Below are 24,071 nucleotides of genomic sequence, written 5' to 3' on the forward strand. Positions count from 1 at the left end.
CTGCCTGACAACGGCACGTTTGGGTAGCCGACGTGCCCACAGCGCCGACGACAGCGGTGCGACGATGCGCACACTACCGGGCGGAGACCCCGCGAAAGTGTCGTCCGTCCGGGGTGACCCGTAGTCTGGAACCATGTCTTCGGCTGTTCCACTCAATGTGGGTATCACACGTTCGGCAGATTCGGGGGCGTCGCGTGCCGACGGCGAGAAGCGGGTACTGCTCGCGGAGCCCCGCGGCTACTGCGCCGGCGTGGACCGCGCCGTCGAGACGGTGGAGAAGGCGCTCGAGAAGCACGGCGCCCCGATCTACGTCCGCAAGGAGATCGTCCACAACCGGCACGTCGTCGATACGCTCACCGATCAGGGTGTCGTCTTCGTCGACGAGACCGACGAGGTTCCGGAGGGCGCGCTGCTGGTGTTCTCCGCCCACGGCGTGTCTCCCGCGGTCCACGAATCAGCTGCGGCGCGCAACCTGCGCACCATCGACGCCACGTGCCCGCTGGTCACGAAGGTCCACCAGGAAGCCAAGCGCTTCGCCCGCGACGACTTCGACATCCTCCTGATCGGCCACGAGGGCCACGAGGAAGTGGAGGGCACCGCCGGTGAAGCCCCCGATCACGTGCAACTGGTCGACGGGCCCGACTCCGTCGACGCGGTGACGGTCCGCGACGAATCGAAGGTCATCTGGTTGTCGCAGACCACGTTGAGCGTCGACGAGACGATGCAGACGGTTGCCCGGCTGCGGGAGCGTTTCCCCAATCTGCAGGACCCCCCGAGCGACGACATCTGCTACGCCACCCAGAACCGTCAGGTGGCGGTCAAGGCGATGGCACCCGAATGCGACCTCGTCATCGTCGTCGGATCCCGCAACTCCTCGAATTCCGTTCGTCTCGTCGAGGTCGCTCTGAACGCGGGCGCGAAGGCGTCGTACCTGGTGGACTACGCGCGCGAAGTGGATCCGGCCTGGCTCGACGGCGTCCGGACGGTCGGGATCACGTCCGGTGCGTCCGTGCCGGAGATCCTGGTGCGCGGTGTGATCGATCTACTCGACGAACACGGATTTCACGACGTCCAGCCGGTCACCACCGCCAACGAGACACTGGTCTTCGCACTGCCGCGCGAGCTGCGCGCCGCGCGGACCTGATCGGCCCGCTACCTGCCCCGCCGCTGCTCTAGCGGGGCTGCTCCGTCTCGAACGGCGGCTCGTACCGGTCGCGGTAGCGCACCTGCGGAATGGGGTGGGCCGGCACGTCGGGGTTCGGCCAGGGTCGCGGCGTCGTCCGCGGCGGGACCGAACGCGGCGCCTGACTGGTGCGCGGAGGCGCCGAGCGGGGAGCCTGCGCTGCCCGGTCGACCATCGGTGGTGGGGGCGCGGTGCGTCCTCCCGACGACGAGGAGCGACGAGGCGGTGGGGTGGCTGCCCGTCGCGCCGAGCGGGGATGTTCCCGCGCAGCGTCCTTGTCACGCGCCCGGCGCGGCGGCGGAGACTGCTCCGACTCCTCGGGTGCGCGCCGAGGGCGGGCGGCGCGTGGCGCCCGCTGCGCGCGTCGCCGCTCGGACGTACGGGCGGGACCGGTCTTGCGTTGCTGCAGCAGGAAGAGGCGGAGGCCGCCGATCAGCAGGGTCACCACGGTGGCGGCGAGCATCACCGGAAAACGGTTGACCAGCGGATATGCGACGTTGATCGCCAGGTCTTTCAGTGCGGTGCTGTTCTCGTCCGCGATGAGACTCTGCCCGAGCGGCACCGCGACGAACAGGATCAGCGGCGGCTGGACGATCGCGGTGAACAGCGCCCGATTGCCGGCAGCCGCCACGGCGAGAACGCAGCCGAGGAAATAAAACGTGGAGAACGCAGCCGTGAGTTCCGTGCCACGAGCCGCATCGACAGCGAATCCGACAAAGGTGACTCCGACGGCCAGGAGAATGACACCCCACCAGGGGAGACCGGGGACCGTAGGGACAATCGACCGCCTGTCGAGCGGCACCCCAGAGCGAGCACGTTGGGTTGCAGACACACAACGACAGTAGCGGCAACTTGTTAACTAGCCTCGTTGGCGTGACCGGTAGAGCCTGAGAGATCCTCGAGATTTGTGCGTCGCGGCCACGAATCGACGGCGCTGACCTCGGTGACGTCGCCGTCGAACACGTCGAGGTCGTGGAGCTTGCGGGCGGTGACTGTGACCCGGGACTCCATCGACGCGACGGTGAGATTGAACGAGTCGACGGCCTTGCCGAGTTGTGAGCCGAGGCGGTCGAGATGCGCGCCGACCGTGCCCAGCCGCGAATACAGCTCCCGGCCGAGTTGGTGGATCTTCGCGGCGTCCTGCGACAGCGCCTCCTGCCGCCAGGTGTGCGCGATGGTCCGCAGCAACGCGATGAGAGTGGTGGGGGTGGCGAGGATCACGTTCCGCGAGAACGCGTGCTCGAGCAGCCCGGAGTCGGCGATCAGCGCCGCGTCCAGGAACGGGTCACCGGGCACGAACAGGACCACGAACTCCGGCGTCGGGTCGAACGACTCCCAATACGTCTTGTCGGCCAACTGGTCGACGTGCGTGCGCAGCTGCCGGGCGTGCCGGATGAGGTGCTGTTCCCTGGCGGTCGGGTCTTCCGTCTGCGCGGCGTCCAAATACGCCGCGAACGGGACCTTGGCGTCGACCACGATCTGCTTGCCGCCCGCGAGGTACACGAGCAGGTCGGGACGGACACCGTCCTTCGACACCTGGGTGTCGAAGTCGCAGTGCCGGACCATCCCGGCCAGTTCGACCACCCGCTCGAGTTGGATCTCGCCCCACCTGCCCCGGATCTGCGGCGCCCGCAGCGCCGTGACGAGTCTGTTCGTCTGCGTGGACAGCATCTGTGAGGTGCGGTGCATGCCCTCGACCTGCTCACTGAGCCCGGCGTACGCGTGAACGCGGTTGCGTTCGACGTGGTCCACCTGTTCCGCCAGGGCGCCGACGGCCTCGTGCAGCGGCCCGACCAGTCGCGAGATCTGCTCGCCGATCGCACCCGAGTGGCGGCGGGCGGAGTCTTCGCTGACCGCGCCGAGCGACTGCCGGAGGAGGGCCTCGTTCTCGCGCAGCGCGGCGAGCTGTGCCTCCGCTCGCGCTGCCCGATCACTGCTCCGCGCCGCGTGCAACAGCCACCCGAGGGCGGTGCCCGCGGCCAGCGCCAGGAGCATTCCGAGTGCAGCGAGTGCATTCATGTGGCTCATGGTGCACCGCCCTACCGACATGTGGGGCACCGCCCCAGCGACATGTGGGGCACCGCCCCAGCGACATGTGGGGCACCGCCCCAGCGACATGTGGGGCACCGCCCCAGCGACACGTCCAATCGCTCCGACGCCACGCAGCCGAGGTGTTCGAGGTTGTCGGCACCGTGCTCTACGGTCTCGGGACATGAGGATCCTGCACACTTCGGACTGGCACATCGGACGCACGTTCCACGGGGTGGACCTGCTCACCGACCAGGCCCGTGTGCTCGACGCGATCGCCGCCCTCGTCGCCGAGCACGGCGTGGACGTCGTCGTCGTTCCCGGGGACGTGTACGACCGGTCGATCCCCAGCGCGGACGCCGTCACCGTGTGCAACCGCGGATTCGAAGCGATCCGGGACGCCGGTGCGGTCATCGTCGCCACGTCCGGGAACCACGACTCCGCGGCGCGGCTCGGGGCGGGTGCCGCGTTCTCCCGCGCGGGCGGGCTGCACCTCATGACGACGGTCGCCGGGATCGGCTCGCCCGTGGTGCTCGACGACGAGCACGGTCCCGTCGCGTTCTACGGCATTCCCTATCTCGAGCCCGAGATCACCCGCGCGCAACTGGACGTGCCGACCGCCCGCTCGCACGCCGAGATCCTCGACGCCGCGATGGACCGCGTCTGCGCCGACCTCGACGGTCGCAACGACACCGGTCCGCGCACCAGGTCCGTCGTCCTGGCGCACGCGTTCGTCGTGGGCGCAGAGGCCACCGGATCGGAGAGGTCCATCTCCGTCGGCGGCGTCGAGACGGTGTCGGCGTCGGCCTTCGGCGGGGTCGACTACGTCGCGCTCGGCCACCTCCACTCGCCGCAGACCCTCGCCGAGAACATCCGGTACTCGGGTTCGCCGCTGCCGTATTCCTTCGGCGAGCGCACCCACAGCAAGGCGGTCTACCTCGTGGATCTCGACGCCGACGGACTGCGCGCCGTCGAGCGGGTCGACCTGCCGGTGGTCCGCGGTCTCCGGCAACTGACCGGGACGGTGCAGGAGTTGCTCGAGGACGACACGTTCCGCGACGCCGAGGACTGCTACGTGTCGGCGGTGCTCACCGACCCGGAACGTCCGGTCGACGCCATGCGCTCACTCCAGACGCGATTCCCGTTCGCCGTGCACCTCGAGTGGCAACGCCCCGAAGGCGGCGACGATCTGCGCTACCGCGACAAGGTCCACGGGCGCAGCGATCTGCAGATCACGCGCAGCTTCCTCACCGACGTGCGCAGCGAGCCGTCGACCGGCGAGATCCGGCTGGTGGAGGCCGCACTCGGCTTCGCCGGCCGGTCCGGCGAAGGCACCGCCGAGGTCGTCGCTCTGGAACAGACGGCATGAGGCTGCATCGACTCGAGGTCGAAGCCTTCGGGCCGTTCGCAGGATCCGTGGAAGTCGACTTCGATCGGCTCGGCGCCGACGGGCTCTTTCTGCTGCACGGTCATACCGGCGCCGGTAAGACGACGATCCTCGACGCGGTGGCGTTCGCGCTGTACGGCACGGTGCCCGGGGCACGGAAGGACGGCAAGCGCCTTCTGTCCGACCACGCGCCCGCCGGTTCCGTTCCGACGGTGACGCTCGAGGCGACGATCGCGGGCCGGCATCTGCGACTCGTCCGCAGCCCGGAGTTCGAGCGTCCCAAGCGCCGTGGGTCGGGGACCATCAAGGAAAACGCGAAGGCCACGCTCACCTGGCTCGACGGTCGCGGGGAGAACCTGTCACGAATCCCCGACATCGCCGACGAGGTCGGGCGGCTGATGGGCATGAGCGCCGACCAGTTCTTCCAGGTGGTCCTGCTGCCGCAGGGAGAGTTCGCGAAGTTCCTGCGCGCCGACAACGAAGAACGCGGTCAGCTTCTGGAGAGGCTGTTCGACACCACCCGATTCGGGACGGTGGAGGAGTGGTTCCTCGACCGCAGGCGAACCAGCGCCCACGACCTGGACGAGCATCAACGGGCCGTCGACGTCCTGCTGGCGCGGGTCGCGACTGCCGCAGGCATCGAGGGGGGCGCCGACGCCGATCCGGTGACCTGGGCTCACAAGCTCGAGGCCGAGGCGCGCGAGACTCGCGACCTGGCCGCGGACGACCTGCAGACGGCCAAGAGTCAGGCGAAGGTGACCCGCGATGCGCTGACGGAGGCGCGCCGTGTCCTCGAACTGCAGAACCGCAGGCGGCGAGCCGAGGCGGAACTCGAGGCGCACGCAGCGGGAGCGGACCGGCGGGCGGTCCTCGTCGCCGAATTGGCGGATGCGCGACGGGCCGAACCGGTCGCGACCGTGGCACGCGACGCCGACGCCGCCCGGGCCAAGGCCGCGGCCGCCGCGCGGAACGTCGAGGCGATCACGGACGGGTTGCGTTCGACGGTGGGCGGCGCCGATCTCGTGTCGGAGTTGTCGTGGCCTCCGACCGCCGACGAACGGGAGCACATCCGGTCGCGTATCCGCGCCTGGCGTGATGAGATCGTCCGCCTCGACGGGGCACTCGCCGAATCCCTCGCCGCCGACCGGCTCGCTGTCGAAGTGGATCGGCTGCGTACCCGGCAGGTCGAACTCGCCGAGGCCGGCGACGCGCTGTCCCGGGAGCGCGAACAATTGCCGCTCGCTCTGAGGGAAGCGGAGAAGGCGCTCGACTCGGCGCAGAAGGCCCGCGCCGCGGTGCCCGGGCTCGTCGATGCCCGGGACCGGGCGGCCGACGCTGCCTCGGCGGCGGCGGATCTCCGCACCCGCCGGGCCGAGCGGGATCGGCTCGAGCGCGGTGTGCTCGATGCCCGGCGACAGCATCAGGACGCGCGGGAGCACTGGCTCGACCTTCTGCAACGTCGGATCGCGGGCATGGCAGCCGAATTGGCGGGCACGCTCGAGGACGGTGTCCCGTGCCAGGTGTGCGGTTCATCCGAGCACCCGCAGCCTGCCGAACCGTCCGAGCTGTCGGTGACGAAGACCGACGAGGACAAGGCCCTCGCCGCGGAGCAGAAGGCCGCGGCGGCGATGACGACCGCGACCGAGAAACTGGGCGCGGTGGAGCGCGCGATCGGCGTGCTCGTCCAGCGCGGTGGCGACGGTGACGCGGACGAACTCGCCCAGGCACTCACGGCCGCGGAGACGGCGGTGGGGGAGGCGACTGCGCTCGGCGACGAGGTCGAGCGTCGGTCCGCGTCGCTCACCGAGCTACGGGACCGCGAGAGTCACCTGCAGGAACGGTCGCGGGACCTGGGCGTCGACGCCGCCACCGTCGCCGAGAGGATCACGGCGAGCACGACACAGCTCGGGGAGATCCGGGCCCGGGTGAGCGAGGCGGCGGGCGACGACCCGAGCGTGGAGGCGCGCCGCGCACGACTCGATGCGCTCGCCGAGTCCGCATCCGAGCTGCTCGACGCGCGGGACGCCGGTGCCGGAGCCGAGTCGGCGGCCCGTGAACTCGCGGCCAAGGCCGAAACACTGGCCGGCGACGCCGGTTTCGACAGCACTGCCGACGCCGTGGCCGCGGTCCGGACGGCCGCCCGTCAGGGCGAGATCGAGGCCGTCCTCACGGCGGCGCGAGACGCCGAGGTCGGGGCGCGCAGCGTGCTCGACGACCCCGAGGTCGTTGCCGTCGCCGAGGCGGATCCCGTGGAACTGGCGTCCGTCCAGCACGCGCACGACGTGGCCGCGGAGGTCGTGAACGTCGCCGTCGCGGCGGCGTCCGACGCCGAGCGCCGTCTGCTCGATCTGGAACGGTTCGTCGGTCAGCTCGACAAGGCCGCCGAGGCGATTGCGCCGATGCAGGCCGCGCACGAGGAGCTGGCTGCCCTCGCCGAGGTGATCGCGGGCCGTGGCCAGAACGCCAGGAAGATGTCGCTGCGATCGTATGTGCTGGCGGCCCGGCTGGAAGAGGTGGCCGTCTCGGCATCCGCGCGGCTCGGCCGGATGTCGGCGGGACGGTACGAGTTCGTCCACAGCGACGAGGCCGGTCCGCGAGGCCGCCGCGGCGGTCTGGGGCTGGACATCCGCGACGACTACACCGGGGTGGTGCGTTCGGCCAAGACCCTGTCCGGTGGTGAGTCGTTCCTGGCGTCGCTGTCGCTGGCGCTCGGTCTCGCCGATGTCGTCGCGGCGGAGTCGGGAGGCGTCGTCCTCGACACGATGTTCATCGACGAGGGATTCGGCACCCTCGACGCGGACACCCTCGACTCGGTGATGGGCGTGCTCGACGAGCTTCGTGACGGCGGCCGGGTGGTCGGGATCGTCAGTCACGTCGACGAGATGCGTCAGCGAATCCCGAGCCGGCTGCACGTGATTCGCGGACGCACCGGCTCCACCGTGGAGGTGGTCGCCGGCTGACCGCCGGTCAGTCCGCCTTGGGCGCGACGGCGGCCTCGTCGACGGTGACGCCCTCCCGTTCGGCGTCGTCGAGGTCGTCGTTCGCGGCGACGGCGTCGGCGATGTTGCTTTCGGCGCTGTGCTCGTCGATCTGCTCACCGATGTAGCGCACCACCACGGCGGCGACGGCGGCGGCGGGCACCGCGAGGAAGGCGCCGACGATCCCGAACACGGAGCCACCGGCGGTGACGGCGAGCAGAACCACGACGGCGTGCAGTTTCATGCTCTTGCTCTGGAGAACGGGCTGCAGCACGTTGCCCTCGATCTGCTGCACCACGAGGATGATGATCAGCACGATCACCGCGGTGGTGAGACCGTTGGCCACCAACGCGACGAGCACGGCGAGAGCACCGGCGACGAACGCACCGACGATCGGGACGAAGCCACCGATGAACGTCAGGATCGCGAGGACCGGTGCGAGCGGCACACCGAGAATGAGCAGTCCGGCGCCGATGAAGACGGCGTCGATGAGGCTGACCAGTGCCTGCGTCCGGATGAACCCGCCGAGCGTGTCCCACATGCGGCCCAGCACCACTTCGAGGTGACGGCCCGCGCGGCCGCCGCCGACGGAGTGCAGCCACGGGATGAACCGCGGGCCGTCCTTGATGAAGAAGAACGACAGCACCAGCACGAGGCCGAGTGTGAGCAGCAGGGAGCTGGCGGTGCTGACGCCGGTGAACACACCGGACGCGATGACCGTCCCACTTTCCTGCACCTTCACGACGATGGTGTGGATGCCCTGGTCGATCTGATCGTCCTGCAGGTTGATCGGCGGACCCTTCAACCAGTCCTGCACCTGGTTGATGCCCTGGGTGGCCTTGTTGGCCAGCTCGGGTGCCTGGTTGACCACGGACGGCACGATGCCCGCGATGATTCCGGCGACGACGGCGATGAACACGACGAGCGACGTCGCGGCGGCCGCCGCCGGGGGGATACGCCGTCTCGTCATCGCCCGCGTCGGCGGCCACAGCACCGTGCACACCACGACGGCCAGCAGCACGGGGAGGACGATCACCCACAGCTTTTCGATGATCCACCCGAACAACAACGCGCCCAGCGAGATGGCCACGAGGACCAGCGACCACTTGGCCACCCACATCGCACCCACCCCGATGAGATGCCCGCGGTCCGGTTTCGTGATTGCGCTCCCGGACGGTGCCGGGGCTTCCTTCTCCGTCACAGATGGTCCTCCCTGCCGTGTCTGCTCAGCCGATCAGTACTGACAGTACTGGGGGACGCCGGGACGGCCCGGTGAGGTCAGCAGCAGCGGGCACCCGGGTTCGCGTCGGCGTCCGCGTAGCGGGCCTTCCAGTACTCGCGCTCGGTCGGCACCTCGGCCTCCGGATGGTTCCGGCGAAGGTGTTCGACGTACCTGCTGTAGTCGTGGTCGCCCATCAGCGACCCCGTCCACCACCAGGCGGTCCGGACGGCCCCCACGACCCTATTCATCATGGTGATGTGCCCGGTCCGTGTGGGTGTGTGCAGCACCGGGTGCGCGCACGACGCCCGATGCGATGAGTTCGTTCCACTCCTTGTCGAGTTCCTTCTCGGCGGCGGTGGGGACGAACCCGGCGGGCGCGAAGATCTTCGACGGTTGCTCGGGTGACTCGGTGGTCGGCAGTCCACCCGCCCGGAATGCCTTGATGCAGACGAGCGCTCCGGCCACCACGACGACGAGGACGAGTCCGGCGAACACGATCGACAGGGTGCCCTGGATGAACGTGTTGCGGATGACGGCGTCGATGGCCTCGGGAGTCTTGGCGGAACCGAAGCTGGTCTTGCCGGCTTCCTTCGCCTCCTTGAACGCGGCGTGCTGGGACCAGTAGCCGACGGCGGTGTTGCCGGAGAAGATCTTCTGCCAGGACGCCGTCATGGTGACGATCAGGTCCCAGACGAGGGGAACGCCCGGAATCCATGCCCATTTGAAGAGGCCCCTCTTCATGACGATGGCGAGGACCACCATCAGCGCGATCGCGGCGAGCAGCTGGTTCGCGATGCCGAAGAGCGGGAACAGGGTGTTGATTCCACCGAGCGGGTCGGTGACGCCCATGAGCAGGATCGCGCCCCACAGTCCGACGACGGCCAGCGAGCACACCCAGGCTCCGACGCGCCACGACGGATCCTTGAACTTGCGGGCGGGTCCACCGAAGTTGCCGAGCGAGTCCGACAGCATGAACCGGGCGACACGGGTGCCTGCGTCGACGGTGGTGAGGATGAACAGCGCCTCGAACATGATCGCGAAGTGATACCAGAACGACTTGAGGGCGGCGCCGCCGAGGAACTGGCTGAGCACTTCCGACATGCCGAACGCGAGCGTCGGGGCACCGCCGGTGCGGGAGATGATCGACTCCTCGCCCACGTTCTCCGCGGCCTGCGAGAGGGTGTCGGGGCTGATGTTCGGGCTGGACAGTCCGAGGCCGTTCACGTAGGCGGCGGCCGTCTCGGGGGTTCCGCCGGTGAGGGTGGCCGGCGCGTTGAGCGCGAAATACAGGTGCTGGTCGATGATGCACGCGGTGACGAGCGCCATGATCGCGACGAACGACTCGGTGAGCATGCCCCCGTATCCGATCAGCCGCATCTGCTTTTCCTTCGCCAGCAGCTTGGGTGTGGTGCCGGAGGAGATGAGGGCGTGGAAGCCCGACAGCGCGCCGCACGCGATCGTGATGAACAGGAACGGGAACAGCGAGCCCGCGAACGCGGGACCGTTGCCCTGGATGGCGAACGTCGTGACGTCGGGCATCTTGATGGTGGGCTGCGCGACCAGGATGCCGATGGCCAGCAGGATGATCGTGCCGATCTTCATGAACGTCGACAGGTAGTCGCGCGGGGCCAGCAGCAGCCACACGGGCAGGACGGAGGCGGCGAAACCGTAGGCGATCATCAGCCAGGCGATGGTCACCTTGGAGAGCGTGAACCAGTCGGCGCCCCAACCGGTGTCGGCGACCCAGCCGCCGGACACGATGGCGAGGAGCAGCAGCACGACGCCGATCAGCGACACCTCCGCGACCTTGCCCGGGCGCAGGTACCGCAGGTAGACGCCCATGAACAGGGCGATCGGGATGGTCATGGCGATCGAGAAGACGCCCCACGGGCTTTCCGCGAGCGCGTTGACGACGACGAGGGCGAGTACAGCGATGAGGATGATCATGATGACGAAGACGCCGATCATGGCGGCCACACCGCCGACGAGGCCGAGTTCGTCGCGAGCCATCTGACCGAGGCTGCGTCCGCGGCGTTTCGTCGAGATCCACAGGACGAGGAAGTCCTGGACCGCTCCGGCGAAGACGACGCCGATGATGATCCACAGCGTGCCGGGCAGGTAGCCCATCTGTGCGGCGAGGACGGGACCGACGAGGGGACCTGCGCCGGCGATTGCGGCGAAGTGGTGCCCGAACAGCACCCGCCGGTCCGTCGGCATGTAGTCCTTGCCGTTTTCCAGGATTTCGGCGGGGGTGGCCCGGTCGTCACGGGGCTGGACGAGTTTGCGCTCGATCATCCGCGCGTAGAAGCGGTAGGCGATGAGGTACGTGCAGACGGCGGCCACCACGAACCAGACGGCGTTGATGTTCTCGCCGCGGATGAACGCGATCATCACCCAGGCGATGCCACCGAGGAGGCCGAGGACGGCGAACGTGATCCGCGCCGCCGGTGAGATGGGGGTGCGGTCCACGACGCCGACCGCTGGCAGATCCGGATCCGTTTTCAGATACTCGATCTCGGATTCGGGGGCGGCTCTCAGGGCCATCGCGAACTCCTTCCCAGCGCCCCCGTCGTCATTGTGTGCCGGGGGTGACGCCGTCGACAGATGCCACATCTTTTGTGGCCCCCGTCACCCTATTGCGCCGACGTTCGGTTCGACGAAAAAACGACGTCAGAAGCGAGACGAATCGGCGTCGATCCAGTCGGTGAGCCAATCCGAGGGCGGATCCTCGAGCAGTTCGCCGGGCATCAGCCACTCGTACAGTTCCGCGTAGGTGCGCGTGGTGACCCCGTCGATCCGGCGGTTGAGCATCGACGGTGTCAGTTGGTCGAAGCTGTCGAGACCCATCGATGCCACCATCTGCTGGGCGCCGGCCACCGTCGACTTCTGGAACCGGAACACCCTGGCCGCCTTGTCGGGGACGTCGAGCGCGCGGGTCCGCGCCGGGTCCTGCGTCGTCACTCCGACGGGGCAGCGGTTGGTGTGGCACATCTGCGCCTGGATGCAGCCGACGGCGAACATCATCGCGCGGGCGGCCAGGGTGAAGTCGGCGCCCTGAATGATCCGTTTGACGATGTCGGATGCGCTGGCGACCTTCCCGGACGCGCCGATCTTGATGCGGTTCCGCAGTCCGGCGCCGGTGAGCGCGTTGTGCACGAGCATCAGCCCCTCGGTGAGGGGCATGCCCATGTTGTCCTCGAATTCCACTGGACCTGCACCGGTTCCGCCCTCGGAGCCGTCGACGATGACGAAGTCCGGGGTGACGTCGCGTTCGAGCATCGCCTTGCAGATGCCGAGGAACTCGGTGCGCGATCCGACGCACAATTTGAACCCGACGGGTTTGCCGCCGGAGAGCGTTCGCAGGGTGACGATGAAGTCGATCAGCTCGTTCGGGGTGGAGAACGCGGTGTGCGAGGGCGGGGAGATCACCGTCTTCCCGACCGGCACGCCGCGCGTCTCGGCAATCTCCCGCGACACCTTCGCCCCGGGCAGCACGCCGCCGAGCCCGGGTTTCGCGCCCTGCGACAGCTTGATCGAAATCGCCTTCACCTGGTCTGATGCCGCATGTTCGGCGAACTTGCCGGGGTCGAAGTGGCCGTCGTCCGTGCGGCAGCCGAAGTAGCCGGACGCGATCTCCCAGATCAGGTCGCCGCCGTGCTTGCGGTGGTACGGGCTGATCGCGCCCTCGCCGGTGTCGTGCGCGAACCCGCCGCGCGCGGCCCCGGCGTTGAGGGCTTCGATGGCGTTCGCGGAGAGCGAGCCGAAGCTCATCGCCGACACGTTGAGAAGCGCGATGTCGTAGGGCCGTTCGCAGTCGGGGCCGCCGATGCGGACGGTCGGCGGCTCGGGCGGTGCCATCCGGGCGCGCAGCGAGTGGGCCATGAACTCGTAGCCGACGGCGTGCACGTCCCGCTCGGTGCCGAACGGTTCCTCGGCGAGCGTCCCCTTGGCCCGCTCGTAGACGAGGTCGCGGGTGTCGCGGTCGAAGGGCGTTCCGTCCGTGGACGATTCGACGAAGTACTGCTGGATCTCGGGGCGGATCTTCTCGAGCAGGAACCGCGCGTGCCCCAGCACCGGATAATTCCGCAGAATGCTGTGGCGCCGTTGCAGCAGATCCCACGTCCCCAGGGCTGCGAGCGCGAGAAGGACGACCGCGGCGAACCACCACCCGGTCGCCACACCGAGGGTCAACGCAAGAGCGCCCAGTCCGAGGATCCATAGCGCGAGGACGATCAACCAGCGGGTCACTCGCTGAGACTAGAACCTCACATGAGTGCCGACGCGTACTCCGGCGCACTTTCGCACTCACATGGGGAGACAGGTGGGATAGTGGACGCACGAGGTCAGCTGCCACGACAGGGGGAGTCATGTCGGAGTCGCCGAGCAATCCGGAATCGTCGAGCAACCCGGTGCCGCCGAAGCCCGGCGACACGGGTACCTACGGCTACCAGTACCCGACGCAGCAACAGCAGCCGCCGCAGTCGCAGCCGTACCCGGGCCAGTACGGCCCGCCGCCACTGCCGCCCTCGAACGCCGGATGGGCGGTGGCTGCCGTCCTCTTCTTCTGGCCGCTCGCCTTCGCCGCGTTCAACCACGTCCACGACGTGTACCCCAAGTGGGCGATGGGCGACTATCAGGGCGCCCAGTACGCGTCCGACCGCGCGAAGGCGCTCGGCAAGATCGCCCTGTGGATCTGGGTGGCGCTGATCGTCGTCTTCGTGATCGGGTACGCGATCCTGATCATCGCCCTCGTCGCGAACAGCAATACCTCCAGCTGGTGAGGGCGATGGTCGTTGATCGGACGCCGACGCCGTAGAATCCAACGACCGTGAGCCTTACCCTCGGAATCGTCGGACTGCCCAACGTCGGCAAGTCCACCTTGTTCAACGCGCTGACCAACAACGACGTGCTGGCCGCGAACTACCCGTTCGCGACCATCGAACCCAACGTCGGCCTGGTCGAACTGCCCGATCCGCGGCTGTCCGAGCTCGCCCGGATCTTCGGTTCCGAGCGCATCCTGCCCGCCACGGTGTCGTTCGTCGACATCGCCGGCATCGTCAAGGGCGCCTCCGAGGGCGCCGGCCTCGGCAACAAGTTCCTCGCCAACATCCGCGAGGCCGACGCCATCTGCCAGGTGGTTCGCGTCTTCAACGACGACGACGTCGTGCACGTCGACGGCCGCGTCGACCCGGCATCCGACATCGAGGTGATCGAGACCGAGCTCGTCATCGCCGACATGCAGACGCTGGAGAAGGCCCTGCCGCGCCTGGAGAAGGAAGCGAAGAAGAACAAGGAACTCAAGCCCATCCACGAGGAGGCGCTGAAGGCGCAGGAAGTCCTCGACGAGGGCAAGACCCTGTTCAGCGCGAAGGACAAGCTGGACTTCTCGCTGCTGCGCGAGCTGAGCCTGCTCACCACCAAGCCGTTCCTGTACGTGTTCAACGCCGACGAGGCCGTGCTCACCGACGACGCGAAGGTTGCCGAATTACGCGCCTCCGTCGCCCCGGCGGACGCTGTGTTCCTCGACGCCAAGGTCGAGCAGGAGCTGCTCGAGCTGGACGAAGAGGACCGGCAGGAGATGCTCGACTCCATCGGACAGTCCGAGCCGGGCCTGCACGCACTCGCCCGCACCGGCTTCCACACCCTCGGCCTGCAGACCTACCTCACCGCCGGTCCCAAGGAATCCCGCGCCTGGACCATCCACAAGGGCGACACCGCCCCCCAGGCCGCCGGCGTCATCCACACCGACTTCGAGCGCGGCTTCATCAAGGCCGAGATCGTCTCCTTCGACGACCTCATCGCCGCCGGATCCATGGCAGCCGCCAAGGCCGCTGGCAAGGTCCGCATGGAGGGCAAGGACTACATCATGGCCGACGGCGACGTGGTGGAGTTCCGCTTCAACGTCTGACGGCGGTTCCTCGCACGAGCACCCCGACCACTCCTGCGCCGACGAGTGAGATCAGCCCGGTGGTGACGGCGGCGGAGTTCCAGCCCAACATCATGCCATCGACGGTGCCTGCCGGGTCGAGGGCGATGATGCTGACGACGGTGACGCCGATGGAGGAGCCGAGGTAGCGGGCGGTGTTGTTGGCGCCGCTGCCGAGTCCGCCCTGATCGGCGGGCACGCTGGCGACGGCTTGGCGGCCGAGGCCGGCGTTGAGCAGGCCGCTCGCGACGCCGGCGAGCAGCAGTCCCGGGACCAATCGCAGCAGGGACGAGTCGGGGGTGAGGCCCGTCATCGTGAGCATGGCGAGGCCGACGCCGGCGAGTCCGATGACGAGTTGTGGTGAGCCGGCGAGCCTTGCCGGGAGTGTGCGGGCGAGCAGCGACGCCACGACACTCGTGCCCGACCACAGCGCGATCACCCCGGCTGCGGCCAGCGTGCTGACGTGCATCGTCTTGACCAGGAACGTGCACGCGAACGACATCAGGCCGATGATGCCCGCCCCGGTCGCGAGGGCCGCGAGGGTGGCGGCCAGGAAGTCGCGTCGACGGAACAATGTGAGGTCGAGCATCGGGAACGGTCGCCGCCGCTCGACCGCGACGAAGACAAGGGTGAACACGGCCGCGCCGACGCCGCAGAGCACGGTGGCGGCAATGTTGCCCTGTCTGCCCTCGACAAGTGCGACGAGCACCAGGACCATCGCGGCGCACAGCGTGACCGCTCCCGGGACGTCGATCCGCTTGGGGACGGCGGAGCGTGACTCCGCGAGCGCGCGCGTCGCGACCTGTCCGATCACGAGCGATGCGACGGCGAGTGCCCAGTACAGGCCGCGCCACCACCCGGCGAGGTCGAGGAGGCCCGCGACGACGGGGCCGACGGCGATGCCGGCGCCGACGCTCGCACCCCAGATTCCACTCGCCGTCGCCCTTGCCGCCGGGGTGGTGAAGGCATGTGCGACGGCGCCGAGGCTGGCCGCGATCAATGCCGCCCCCGCCACTCCCTGGATCAGTCGTCCGACGATGAATAGGACGGGTTCCTGACTGACCGCGCCGACCACCGCGCCCAGGGCGAGAAGCCAGGCACCCCAGTGGAACACCCGGCGCCTGCCGTAGTCGTCGGCGAGTGCGCCCGCGGTCAGCAGGACCGCGGCGAGGCCGACGCTCATCGAACTGAGAATCCACGTCTGCGCTGCCGGGCCCGCCGACAGCGCCGCGGCAACGGTGGGCATGTTGCCGAGCGGGGCGCAGAACGCGACCAGGGCGACGAACGTCCCGAGCGATGCGACGGCCAGCGTGGTCCCCGGGCGGGGAGTGTGTGCACGGATCAGTGGGGCAACCGCAGTTGGTCTGTTCACAAGACTGAACTTAGAACCATTTTGGTCTGGTGACAAGACTGAATTGCGTTAGCATGTGGGTGTGGCACTGGGAACCGGGTACTCGCAGCAGAACTGCAACCTCGCTCGCGCCCTCGAAGTGGTGGGTGAGCGGTGGACGATGCTTGTGCTGCGCGACTGTTTCTACGGGGTCCGCCGCTTCAGTGATCTGCTTGCCCACCTCGACATCTCGCGCGCCGTCCTGACGGACCGGCTGACCGCTCTCGTCGAGGCCGGCGTCCTCGTCCGTGTCGCAGACGGCGGTCATCCCGAGTACGAACTCACCGAGGCCGGGAAGGCTCTGTGGCCGAGCATCTATGCGCTGTCGCAATGGGGTGAGCAGTACGTGTCGCCCGGCAGTTACCCGGGTCGCGTGTTCTCGCACGCGGTGTGCGGAGCGCAACTCGATCGTTTCGGGCGATGCCCCGACTGCGGCACGATCCCGGGCCCCGAGGACCTGGTGGTCGCGCCCGGGCCGGGGGAGGCCGTCCGTCCCCGCAGCGACGCCGTCGCCGTGGCCCTGCGTGAGCCGCGCCGGATGCTCACTCCACTGCGGCCGCACAGCGCCTGATCGACGCGACCCTCACGCCGCGACGGGCAGGGCCGGTTCGAACGTCGCCCGCACCTGCAACCACTGGGCGAGGATCTGGCATCCGGTGAGCCCGCTCGCATCGAGGGGTTCGCTGGCGTACGCGACGTGCCGCCCACCCCGCGCATTGACGACGCGCACACCGCGCCAGGCGAGGCGCGGCGGCAGGTAGCCGAGCACCTCGATGGCCGCGGTCCGCAGCCGGCGCAGGTCGGTGCGCCACTGCCGGGGGCTGACGCGGGTCTTGGTCGCATTCTGGAAGCTGTTGTTGCGGATCAGTTCCCACGTCTGTGCGAGCCACGTCCGCAGCGCGCGAAACGACATCCACCGGGTGAGGTCCGCGATGTCGCGCACGTAGCTGTCTTCGCTGGCATTGCAGATCATGTCGTCCGGGTGCGCGATCCACTGGACCGGTACGGAGTCGGGGATCGGGGCGCCGTCGCCCGCGACACCGCGCCCGCGGCAGCCCGGCACCACCCCCGCGGGTTGCTCGGGGTCGGAGACGAGACCCACCGCGGAGAGGTTGTCGGCGCGCAGGGCGCCGGTGGCGATCTGTCCGAGCACTTCACGGATCACGGTGCATCCCTGCGAGTAGCCGATCAGCATGACCGATCCCGGAGCGTCCTCAATGGCGTCGGTCAAGCGGCGGACGCCGACCTCGGTGCTCTCCCGGTAGCTGAGCCCGCCCGCGGCGACCGGCCCGTACGACGCCGGATAGCCGACCCACCGCGACGCGAACCGGTCGTCGAGGGCGTCGGTGACGTCACGCAACAGTCCGGAGACGTGGCGTCGGTGGTCATCGGGGTGGGACTCTCCGGTGCCACCGACGGCGAGAACGGTCACCTGGGACATGGCTCCCATCATGCCGACCGCGGGTAAGGATCCGTTCGGGCGACCCTGAGAAGTTCCTGGCAATCGAGCGCCGTGGGTTGTCACCCGATCGTCAGCGCGATCAAGGCCACCAGCGGGGGCACGCTCTGCGACAGTGCGCCGACGACGCCGTCCCCGCGCTGTCGGCTGAGCGCCATCCGGTCCGAAACGGCCAGGGCGATGCCCGCCAGGAACATGAAGAGGCAGGTGTAGACGACGAGGGTGCGACCCGGAGTGTCGTGACCCGCCCACCACAGGACGACGCCGGCGATGGCGCCGGAACCGAGGAACAGGTTGTAGAAGCCGACGTTGAACGCCCACAGATGGGCGGCGGGCACATCGCGGCCGGGGATGCGGAAGATGCCCTCGTGCACCGACGGCGCGCGGAACAGGACCGACTCCCACACGAATGCCAGCAGGTGCACGCCCGCGGCGACCAGTGTGGCGATCTGCGCGACGATGGTCACGGCGCACCCGACCCGGTCGCGAGTTCGACGCCGTACCGATCGGTGACCCCGTGCAGCAGCCGGTCCATTTCTCCCGGCGAGTCCCCGCCACGGCCGACCGCGTCGAGATCACCGAAGAAACGGCTGTGGGATGCCCCGGCGGAGACGAGGAGGAAGTCGGCGGACTCGGAGAGGACCGTGAACGTATTCATCGTTCCCGCCTCGATGGCGATGGTTTCCCCCGCCGCGAGTTCGTACCCGGTGTCTCCGGCCTGGACCAGCATCCGGCCGCGCAGCACGTGGTAGGACTTCGACCACGGCTCGGCGTGCAGCGGGCCGTCCGGTGCGGTCCGGGACGCTTCGACGAGGAAGACTTCGTACGCTCCGCCGGTGTGATCGCCGCCGACCAGGACCGTGATGTCGGCGTCCGGCGCGGTGAGGTGGCGGCCGTCGCCTGCTCTGTTTACGTGAACGTGGGTGGACATACTGCGACGGTATGACCGGTGCACCCCGCTGCCCATCCCCGGAATCTGGGATGGTGGTGTGCCCGTGACCAGCGCATACTGTGTTCATGCTGGAGGTCCGGGCGGAAAAGTTGCGCCGGGAGGTGCTCGCGGTGGCGGGATCGGGTGCCGGTGTCACGCAGCTGCACGAGCGCGCCATCGAACTGGTCGGTGAGACGGTGCGCAGCGACCTGACGTGCTGGGCGATGCTCGACCCGGAGACACTCGCGATCAGTTCGATGACCAGCGGGCGCAGCCGGATACCGCAGCAGTACGAACCGCTGCTCGCCGAATCGGAGTACAACGGCGACGATCCGGGCACGTTCGCCGAACTCGCCCGCAGCGGCCGAACCGTCGCGCGTGCCTCGGACCTACCCGCGGACGAGGTCGCGCACAGCCTCCGCCACGGCGCGGTGTGGGCGCCGCTGCAGCTCGGCAGCGAGGTCCGAATCGTGTTCCGCGTCGACGGTGTGTGCTGGGGCGCAGCCGGATTCGTGCGGTCCGGGCCGGATTTCACCGACCGTGAGCTCGAGTTCCTCACACTCGTGGCTCCCGGCCTGGCGGTCGCGACGCGGGCCGCATCCGTGCACGCCCCGGCGGTCTCCGGTCGCGGCGACCAGGGTCCGGCGGTGGTGGTCACCGACGCTGCCGGCGATCCGATTGCGCTCACGGCCGCTGCCCGCAGCTGGCAGGACCGCTTCGACGAGGTCGCCCCGGGCAGGCTGACGGTGGTGCTGCGGGCCGCGACGTTCGGAGCGCGGTCGAGCGGTTCGGGGATCTTCAAGGCGCGTGTGCGCGACGCGGAGGGCGGCTGGATTCTGGTGCGCGCCACGGCCTTGATCGGCGGCGACGAACCGCAGACGGTGGTCACCCTCGAACCCGCCGTCGGCGGCGAGCTCACCGGATTGTTGCTCGCGGCGTATGCGGTGACCGCACGCGAGCGTGACGTGTGCGCCGATGTGATGGCCGGCTACGCGACGTCCGAGATCGCGGACCGCCGCGGTATCACTGTGAACACCGTCCAGGACCACCTGAAATCGGTGTACGCGAAGGCCGGGGTCCGCAGCCGCGCGGAGCTCGCCGCTCGGCTGCGGACCGGTCGCGAGCACTAGCGGCGGCTCACGAACCGGCCCCGCCCTCCACGGCGGCTCAGCGCGGTTCGGGCCGTTCCTGGTAGCACTTGAAACTCAGTGCGAGACGGCCACGCCCGTGTGTCATCGAGCGCAGGGCGACCGGATAGTCGGTGACCTCGCTCGTCGGCACCGACGCGATGACGGTGACCTCGCCGTCCCCTGCCGGTTCGGTGCCCTCGATCTGGCCGCGGCGCCGTCCGAGATCCGCCATCACGTCACCCTGAAGCGCCGACGGCACCGTGACCTCGACGTGGTCGACGGGTTCGAGGACGAGGGTGCCCACCTTGTCGATGGCCGCACGGAGGGCGAGTGCCCCCGCCATCCGGAAACTGAAATCGTCGGAGTCGACCGAGTGATGCTTGCCGTCGAGAACGGTGGCCCGCAGGTCGACGAGCGGAAACCCGTGCCGGCCTCCGCGTCCCATCGATTCGGCGATCCCCTTGCCGACCGCGGGGATGAGGGACTTGGGTATCACTCCACCGCGGGTCTCGTCGACGAACTCGTAGCCCTCGTTGCGGGGGAGCGGCTCGAAGCGGACCGTCGCCACCCCGAACTGGCCGTGGCCGCCGCTCTGCTTCTTGTGGCGGCCCTCCGTCTCCACGGTGCCGAGCAGCGTCTCGCGGTACGCGATCTTGACGGGTTCGGTCTGGAGGGTGATGCCGTACCGCCGCTTCAACCGGGTCAGCGCCACCTGCACGTGCACATCGCCGGCGCCCCGGACCACCGTCTGGTGGGTTTCGCTGTCGCGGGTCACCTCCAGCGTCGGGTCGTCGCTGACGAGCTCCGTCAGGGCGGTCGCCAGTTTGTCCTCGTCGCCCGCGCTCTCGGCGGCCACGGCGATTCCGTAGACGGGACGCCGGTGCACGATCGGGGGCACGGTGAGGGACGAGCCGATCGGCGCGAGGGTGTCACCCGTCGAGACGTCGGTCAGTTTGATGGCGCCGACGATGTCGCCCGCCTCCGCGGTGTCGATCGCGGTGTGTTTGCTGCCGAGGACGCGAAGCAGGTTGTGCAGGCGCTCCTTCGCTCCGGTGCGCTGATTGACGAGGACGTCGTCGGCGTGCACGGTGCCGGACAGGATCTTCACCAACGCCACCTGCCCGACGTACTCGTCGGTCTGCGTCTTGAAGACGTACGCGAGCGGATCACCGGACGGATCGCACCGCACCTCGGCGACCCCGTCGCCGTGAACCTCGATGCCCGGGACCTCCGACGGTGCGGGCGCGATCCGGCACACGAAGTCGAGCAACCGGTCGACGGCGATCGCATCGACCGCCGACCCGCACAGCACCGGCCACAGCGAGCCCGCCGCGAAACCCGCGCGGAGCGCGTGCTCGAGTTCGGCCACGGAGATGTCCTCCCCGTCGAGATACTTCGAGAGCAGGTCGTCCTCGATCTCGACCACGTCCTCCACGAGATGCTCGTGCTGTTCGTGCTCGCGGTCGGCGATATCGGCGGGCAGTTCGTCGCTCGTGTTCGCGGACCCGCTGTCGTAGAGGATGACGTGCTCGGTGAGGAGATCGGCGACCCCGGTGAACGCCGACGCCTCGCCGACGGGCAGGTCGACCGGCTCGACCCCGGACCCGAAATGGTCGCGGATACCGGCCAGGACGACGTCGAACGACGCCCGCTCCTTGTCCATCTTGTTCACGAACAGGATGCGCGGGATGGAACGCTCACCGGCCGCCTGCCACAGCAACTCGTCGTTCACCTGCAGACCGCTGACGCCGTCGATCACGAACACGGCGACGTCCGCGACCCGGAGAGCGGTCATCGCGTCGCCGATGAAATCGGCATAACCCGGCGGGTCGAGCAGGTTGATCCGGTAGTCGCCCCACGAGAAGGAGGCCAGGCCGAGCGCCAGCGACTGCGTGCGGTCGTGCTCTTCCGGTTGGGTGTCGAGCACGGTGTTACCGCTCTCGACGCGTCCGGGCCGGGTGACGACACCGGCGCGGAAGAGCATCGCCTCCGCGAGCGTCGTCTTCCCGTTACCCTGATGTCCCATCAGAGCGATATTGCGGATCAGATCCGTCTCGGTCGTCACTGCTACCCCCACCACAGCACTGTCGTTGGGTCGCTCCCGACGATACAGCGCGCGCGACCGTCGGCGAGGCGTTATCTTCCACCTGTCCAGGTGGGCGCGACCTCGTTCCACCACACCCGACAGCGAATGGAGACCGGCATGGCTTCGGACGACTTCCTCGTCGAACGTTCCACCGTCATCGATGCGAGCCCCGACGTCGTTCAGCCGCTCCTCGACAACTTCCGGCAGTGGCAGTCGTGGTCGCCGTGGGAGAACGTCGATCCCGACCTGAAACGCACGTACTCCGGCCCCGAGTCGGGTGTCGGCGCCGCCTACGCCTGGGAGGGCAATCGCAAGGCGGGGGCGGGGTCGATGGTGATCACCGAGTCGGTGCCCGGTTCGAAGGTCGTGCTCGACCTGAAGTTCCTCAAACCGTTCAAGGCGGACAACGTCACGACGTTCCTCCTCGAACCGAACAGCGCCGGGACCACCGTCCGCTGGCAGATGACCGGCAAGACCAACCGTTTCTTCAAGATCGTGGGAGTCCTCTTCCCGATGGACAAGATGGTGGGCAAGGACTTCGAGAAGGGGCTCGCGCAACTGAAGGCGACGGCCGAGCAGCGTTAGGCGTCGGTTCCCGTCGTCAACTCGAGGTCGGTCATCGTCTTGAAGCGGGGTGTGCCGTCGCTGTCGTTGCGTGCCTGTTCCATCACGAGGCGGGCGGACCGTCCGTTCAGGTGGAGCGTCGCGACCTGGTCGCCGAAGAACGGTCCGGCGACCTTCGACCAGTCGATGGGAACGGGTGGCACCCGCGACACCCGGCCGAGGATGAAACGCACGGTCCGCTCGGTCGCGCGCCGCCACGAGATCCGGAACGTCACTTTCATGGCGGCCGGAACGTAGTTGTGCAGGGGAGAGCACGTCAGCTGATACACCAGTGACTGCAGTTTCTCGGCGTAGTGCGCCTGCGCGACATAGGCGTGGTGGACGTCCCCGGACAGCACCGAGATGGTGGACGGCGCCCGGCCGGCCGGACCGGCCTTGCGGCCTGCTCCGACCTCGGCGAAGAGGCGGGCCAACCGGTCGAACGAGTCACGGAACGCCGCCCAGTGCTCGAGGTCCGCACCCCGCCGGATCTTCTCCGCCACGGCCGCCACCCGCGGGCCGCGGGACCCGGCGGCGAGTCGTTCGTCCCAGGACTCGAGGTCGTGCAGGGCGCGGGGCAGCAACCACGGCAGCGACGTCCCGACGAGCAGATGGTCGTAATCGCCCTCGGTCTGACGTTCGATCCAGGAGAATTCGGGGTCGGACACCATCTCGCGGCGACCGCCGGAGAGGACACGACCACACCGCGAGTCGATGACGAGCAGCCGCGCGACCCCGAGGTCCCGGCGATACGACCATTGCGTGCCCTTCGCCCCGTCCGCTTCCTCGTCGGCGGCCGACGCGAATTCGCGGAGCATCGGCTCGACGTCGCCGCCGTGCTTCCGAACCCGTTGATACAGTTCATTTTCGGCGAGCAGGCTCGGCGCCAGGTTCCCGAGGTGCTGGTACACCCAGTACGAGGACAGCGCGCCGACGATGCGCTCCTCCCACCACGACGTGGCCTCGAGTTCGGCACGCCAGGATTCCGAGGTGTTCCAGTCGTCCCGGACGTCGTGGTCGTCGAAGATCATCGACGTCGGCACCGTCGACATTAGCCAGCGCACCTGAGGGTCCGTCCACGACTCGGCGTAGAGCCAGGTGTACTCCTCGAAATTGCGCACCTGCGGCCCCGGCGGCTCTTTCACGTCGTGGATCTCGGCGACCCGGGCCTCGGTCTCGGGGGAGAGTTCGTCGGCGTACACCTGATCCCCGAGCAGTAGCAGGGCGTCGGGCCACTGGTCCGGGGACTGTTCGGCCATCCGCACCGCGTAGGCGTCCAGCGCGTCGGCGCCGAGGTGCCGGTTGTCCTCCGTCGTGGACATCGTGGCGAACCGGCACGACCCGAACGTCAGGACGAGCGTGTCGTCGTCCTCCCGGAGGGTGCGGATCACCGACGGGACGGCACTCGGCAACGGCCACACCGCGCGGCCGTCGAGGGTCACCTCGTACGGGGTGGTCGACCCGGGCTCCAGACCCTCCACGACGACGAGCGCATAGTGGTGACCCGACACGTTCCACGTGCGCTCCTCGTGGCCGAGGACCCGGACGGTGCATGCCTCCGACGTCTCGACCCACACCGTCGCATCGCACGTGCCGACATGCCTCAGCAGTGGCCCCAGAATCAGCTCCGCCACGGCGTCACCTTGCCGGAATTCTCTTCGCGCGTGACGGATACATACGTTCAGCCTACGGATCCCCGAGCAAACCCGAGAAGGCTTCCGCCGCGAAAGAGTTGTGGGGTTCGCGGC

General features: G+C 68.7%; 20 protein-coding genes. 8 read left to right on the forward strand and 12 right to left on the reverse strand.

The window, feature by feature from the left end; translation table 11 throughout:
• The first annotated feature begins 133 nt into the window (after positions 1-133).
• Positions 134-1,144 (forward strand): 4-hydroxy-3-methylbut-2-enyl diphosphate reductase, encoded by a 1,011-nt coding sequence (locus RHA1_RS28665; protein WP_011597962.1) that lies wholly within the window; start codon positions 134-136, stop codon positions 1,142-1,144.
• 28 nt (positions 1,145-1,172) lie between these two features.
• On the opposite strand, the gene RHA1_RS28670 is transcribed toward RHA1_RS28665, so the two are convergent.
• Together RHA1_RS28670 and RHA1_RS28675 are read right to left on the reverse strand one after the other, a co-directional pair.
• Positions 1,173-2,015, reverse strand: a complete 843-nt coding sequence (locus RHA1_RS28670; RefSeq protein WP_011597963.1) for a DUF6542 domain-containing protein — start codon at positions 2,013-2,015, stop codon at positions 1,173-1,175.
• Between the two features lie 23 nt (positions 2,016-2,038).
• Positions 2,039-3,202: a DNA recombination protein RmuC gene (locus tag RHA1_RS28675; RefSeq protein ID WP_041812493.1), complete on the reverse strand. Its 1,164-nt coding sequence runs from the start codon at positions 3,200-3,202 to the stop codon at positions 2,039-2,041.
• A gap of 193 nt (positions 3,203-3,395) precedes the next feature.
• On the opposite strand from RHA1_RS28675, the gene RHA1_RS28680 reads away from it, so the two are divergent.
• Together RHA1_RS28680 and RHA1_RS28685 are read left to right on the forward strand one after the other, a co-directional pair.
• Positions 3,396-4,580, forward strand: coding sequence for an exonuclease SbcCD subunit D (locus RHA1_RS28680; RefSeq protein WP_011597965.1), 1,185 nt, complete (start codon positions 3,396-3,398; stop codon positions 4,578-4,580).
• A complete protein-coding gene (locus RHA1_RS28685; RefSeq protein ID WP_011597966.1) occupies positions 4,577-7,558 on the forward strand; it encodes an AAA family ATPase in 2,982 nt (993 codons plus the stop codon). Before RHA1_RS28680 ends, RHA1_RS28685 begins: the two co-directional genes overlap by 4 nt.
• A 7-nt stretch (positions 7,559-7,565) precedes the next feature.
• Here RHA1_RS28685 and RHA1_RS28690 read toward each other — a convergent pair whose 3' ends face one another.
• The 4 genes from RHA1_RS28690 to RHA1_RS28705 form a co-directional block, all read right to left on the reverse strand.
• Positions 7,566-8,777 carry an AI-2E family transporter gene (locus tag RHA1_RS28690; protein WP_011597967.1) on the reverse strand — a complete coding sequence of 404 codons (1,212 nt, stop codon included), beginning with the start codon at positions 8,775-8,777 and terminating at the stop codon, positions 7,566-7,568.
• Between the two features lie 77 nt (positions 8,778-8,854).
• Entirely contained in the window at positions 8,855-9,046 is a 192-nt protein-coding gene (locus RHA1_RS28695) for a YbdD/YjiX family protein (RefSeq protein ID WP_029539499.1), read from the reverse strand.
• Entirely contained in the window at positions 9,039-11,342 is a 2,304-nt protein-coding gene (locus tag RHA1_RS28700; RefSeq protein ID WP_009479125.1) for a carbon starvation CstA family protein, read from the reverse strand. The genes RHA1_RS28695 and RHA1_RS28700 overlap by 8 nt, the downstream gene beginning before the upstream one ends.
• A gap of 126 nt (positions 11,343-11,468) precedes the next feature.
• A complete protein-coding gene (locus RHA1_RS28705) occupies positions 11,469-13,046 on the reverse strand; it encodes an FMN-binding glutamate synthase family protein (protein WP_016883361.1) in 1,578 nt (525 codons plus the stop codon).
• 119 nt (positions 13,047-13,165) lie between these two features.
• On the opposite strand from RHA1_RS28705, the gene RHA1_RS28710 reads away from it, so the two are divergent.
• Both RHA1_RS28710 and ychF read left to right on the forward strand, forming a co-directional pair.
• On the forward strand, positions 13,166-13,579 hold the full coding sequence (locus RHA1_RS28710) for a CD225/dispanin family protein (protein ID WP_011597969.1): 414 nt from the start codon (positions 13,166-13,168) through the stop codon (positions 13,577-13,579).
• 47 nt (positions 13,580-13,626) lie between these two features.
• Complete coding sequence (ychF, locus tag RHA1_RS28715; RefSeq protein WP_011597970.1) at positions 13,627-14,706, forward strand: redox-regulated ATPase YchF; 1,080 nt, start codon at positions 13,627-13,629, stop codon at positions 14,704-14,706.
• Here ychF and RHA1_RS28720 read toward each other — a convergent pair.
• Positions 14,696-16,096, reverse strand: a complete 1,401-nt coding sequence (locus RHA1_RS28720; protein ID WP_011597971.1) for an MFS transporter — start codon at positions 16,094-16,096, stop codon at positions 14,696-14,698. The two genes, ychF and RHA1_RS28720, sit on opposite strands and share 11 nt — an antisense overlap.
• Before the next feature lie 55 nt (positions 16,097-16,151).
• Here RHA1_RS28720 and RHA1_RS28725 point away from each other — a divergent pair, with 55 nt between their 5' ends.
• Positions 16,152-16,685 (forward strand): winged helix-turn-helix transcriptional regulator, encoded by a 534-nt coding sequence (locus RHA1_RS28725; protein ID WP_011597972.1) that lies wholly within the window; start codon positions 16,152-16,154, stop codon positions 16,683-16,685.
• A gap of 12 nt (positions 16,686-16,697) precedes the next feature.
• Here the strand turns inward: RHA1_RS28725 and RHA1_RS28730 are convergent, their stop codons facing one another.
• From RHA1_RS28730 to RHA1_RS28740, 3 genes are all read right to left on the reverse strand, one after another.
• Positions 16,698-17,567 (reverse strand): cutinase family protein, encoded by an 870-nt coding sequence (locus RHA1_RS28730; RefSeq protein ID WP_016883359.1) that lies wholly within the window; start codon positions 17,565-17,567, stop codon positions 16,698-16,700.
• Positions 17,568-17,635: 68 nt separating this feature from the next.
• Positions 17,636-18,040 (reverse strand): DUF1304 domain-containing protein, encoded by a 405-nt coding sequence (locus tag RHA1_RS28735; RefSeq protein WP_011597974.1) that lies wholly within the window; start codon positions 18,038-18,040, stop codon positions 17,636-17,638.
• Positions 18,037-18,504, reverse strand: a complete 468-nt coding sequence (locus RHA1_RS28740; protein WP_041812152.1) for a cupin domain-containing protein — start codon at positions 18,502-18,504, stop codon at positions 18,037-18,039. The genes RHA1_RS28735 and RHA1_RS28740 overlap by 4 nt, the downstream gene beginning before the upstream one ends.
• A gap of 86 nt (positions 18,505-18,590) precedes the next feature.
• Between RHA1_RS28740 and RHA1_RS28745 the strand changes: the two genes are divergently transcribed.
• The gene (locus RHA1_RS28745) at positions 18,591-19,634 is read left to right on the forward strand and encodes a helix-turn-helix transcriptional regulator (RefSeq protein WP_050787531.1); all 1,044 of its coding nucleotides are present in this window, start codon (positions 18,591-18,593) and stop codon (positions 19,632-19,634) included.
• A gap of 37 nt (positions 19,635-19,671) precedes the next feature.
• On the opposite strand, the gene RHA1_RS28750 is transcribed toward RHA1_RS28745, so the two are convergent.
• A complete protein-coding gene (locus RHA1_RS28750) occupies positions 19,672-21,699 on the reverse strand; it encodes an elongation factor G (protein WP_009479140.1) in 2,028 nt (675 codons plus the stop codon).
• Between the two features lie 138 nt (positions 21,700-21,837).
• On the opposite strand from RHA1_RS28750, the gene RHA1_RS28755 reads away from it, so the two are divergent.
• The gene (locus RHA1_RS28755) at positions 21,838-22,305 is read left to right on the forward strand and encodes an SRPBCC family protein (protein ID WP_011597978.1); all 468 of its coding nucleotides are present in this window, start codon (positions 21,838-21,840) and stop codon (positions 22,303-22,305) included.
• Here the strand turns inward: RHA1_RS28755 and RHA1_RS28760 are convergent.
• Positions 22,302-23,957 carry an alkaline phosphatase D family protein gene (locus RHA1_RS28760; RefSeq protein ID WP_011597979.1) on the reverse strand — a complete coding sequence of 552 codons (1,656 nt, stop codon included), beginning with the start codon at positions 23,955-23,957 and terminating at the stop codon, positions 22,302-22,304. The two genes, RHA1_RS28755 and RHA1_RS28760, sit on opposite strands and share 4 nt — an antisense overlap.
• Positions 23,958-24,071: the final 114 nt, after the last annotated feature.

Origin of the sequence: Rhodococcus jostii RHA1 (assembly GCF_000014565.1) — a bacterium.
GTDB lineage: Bacteria > Actinomycetota > Actinomycetes > Mycobacteriales > Mycobacteriaceae > Rhodococcus_F > Rhodococcus_F jostii_A.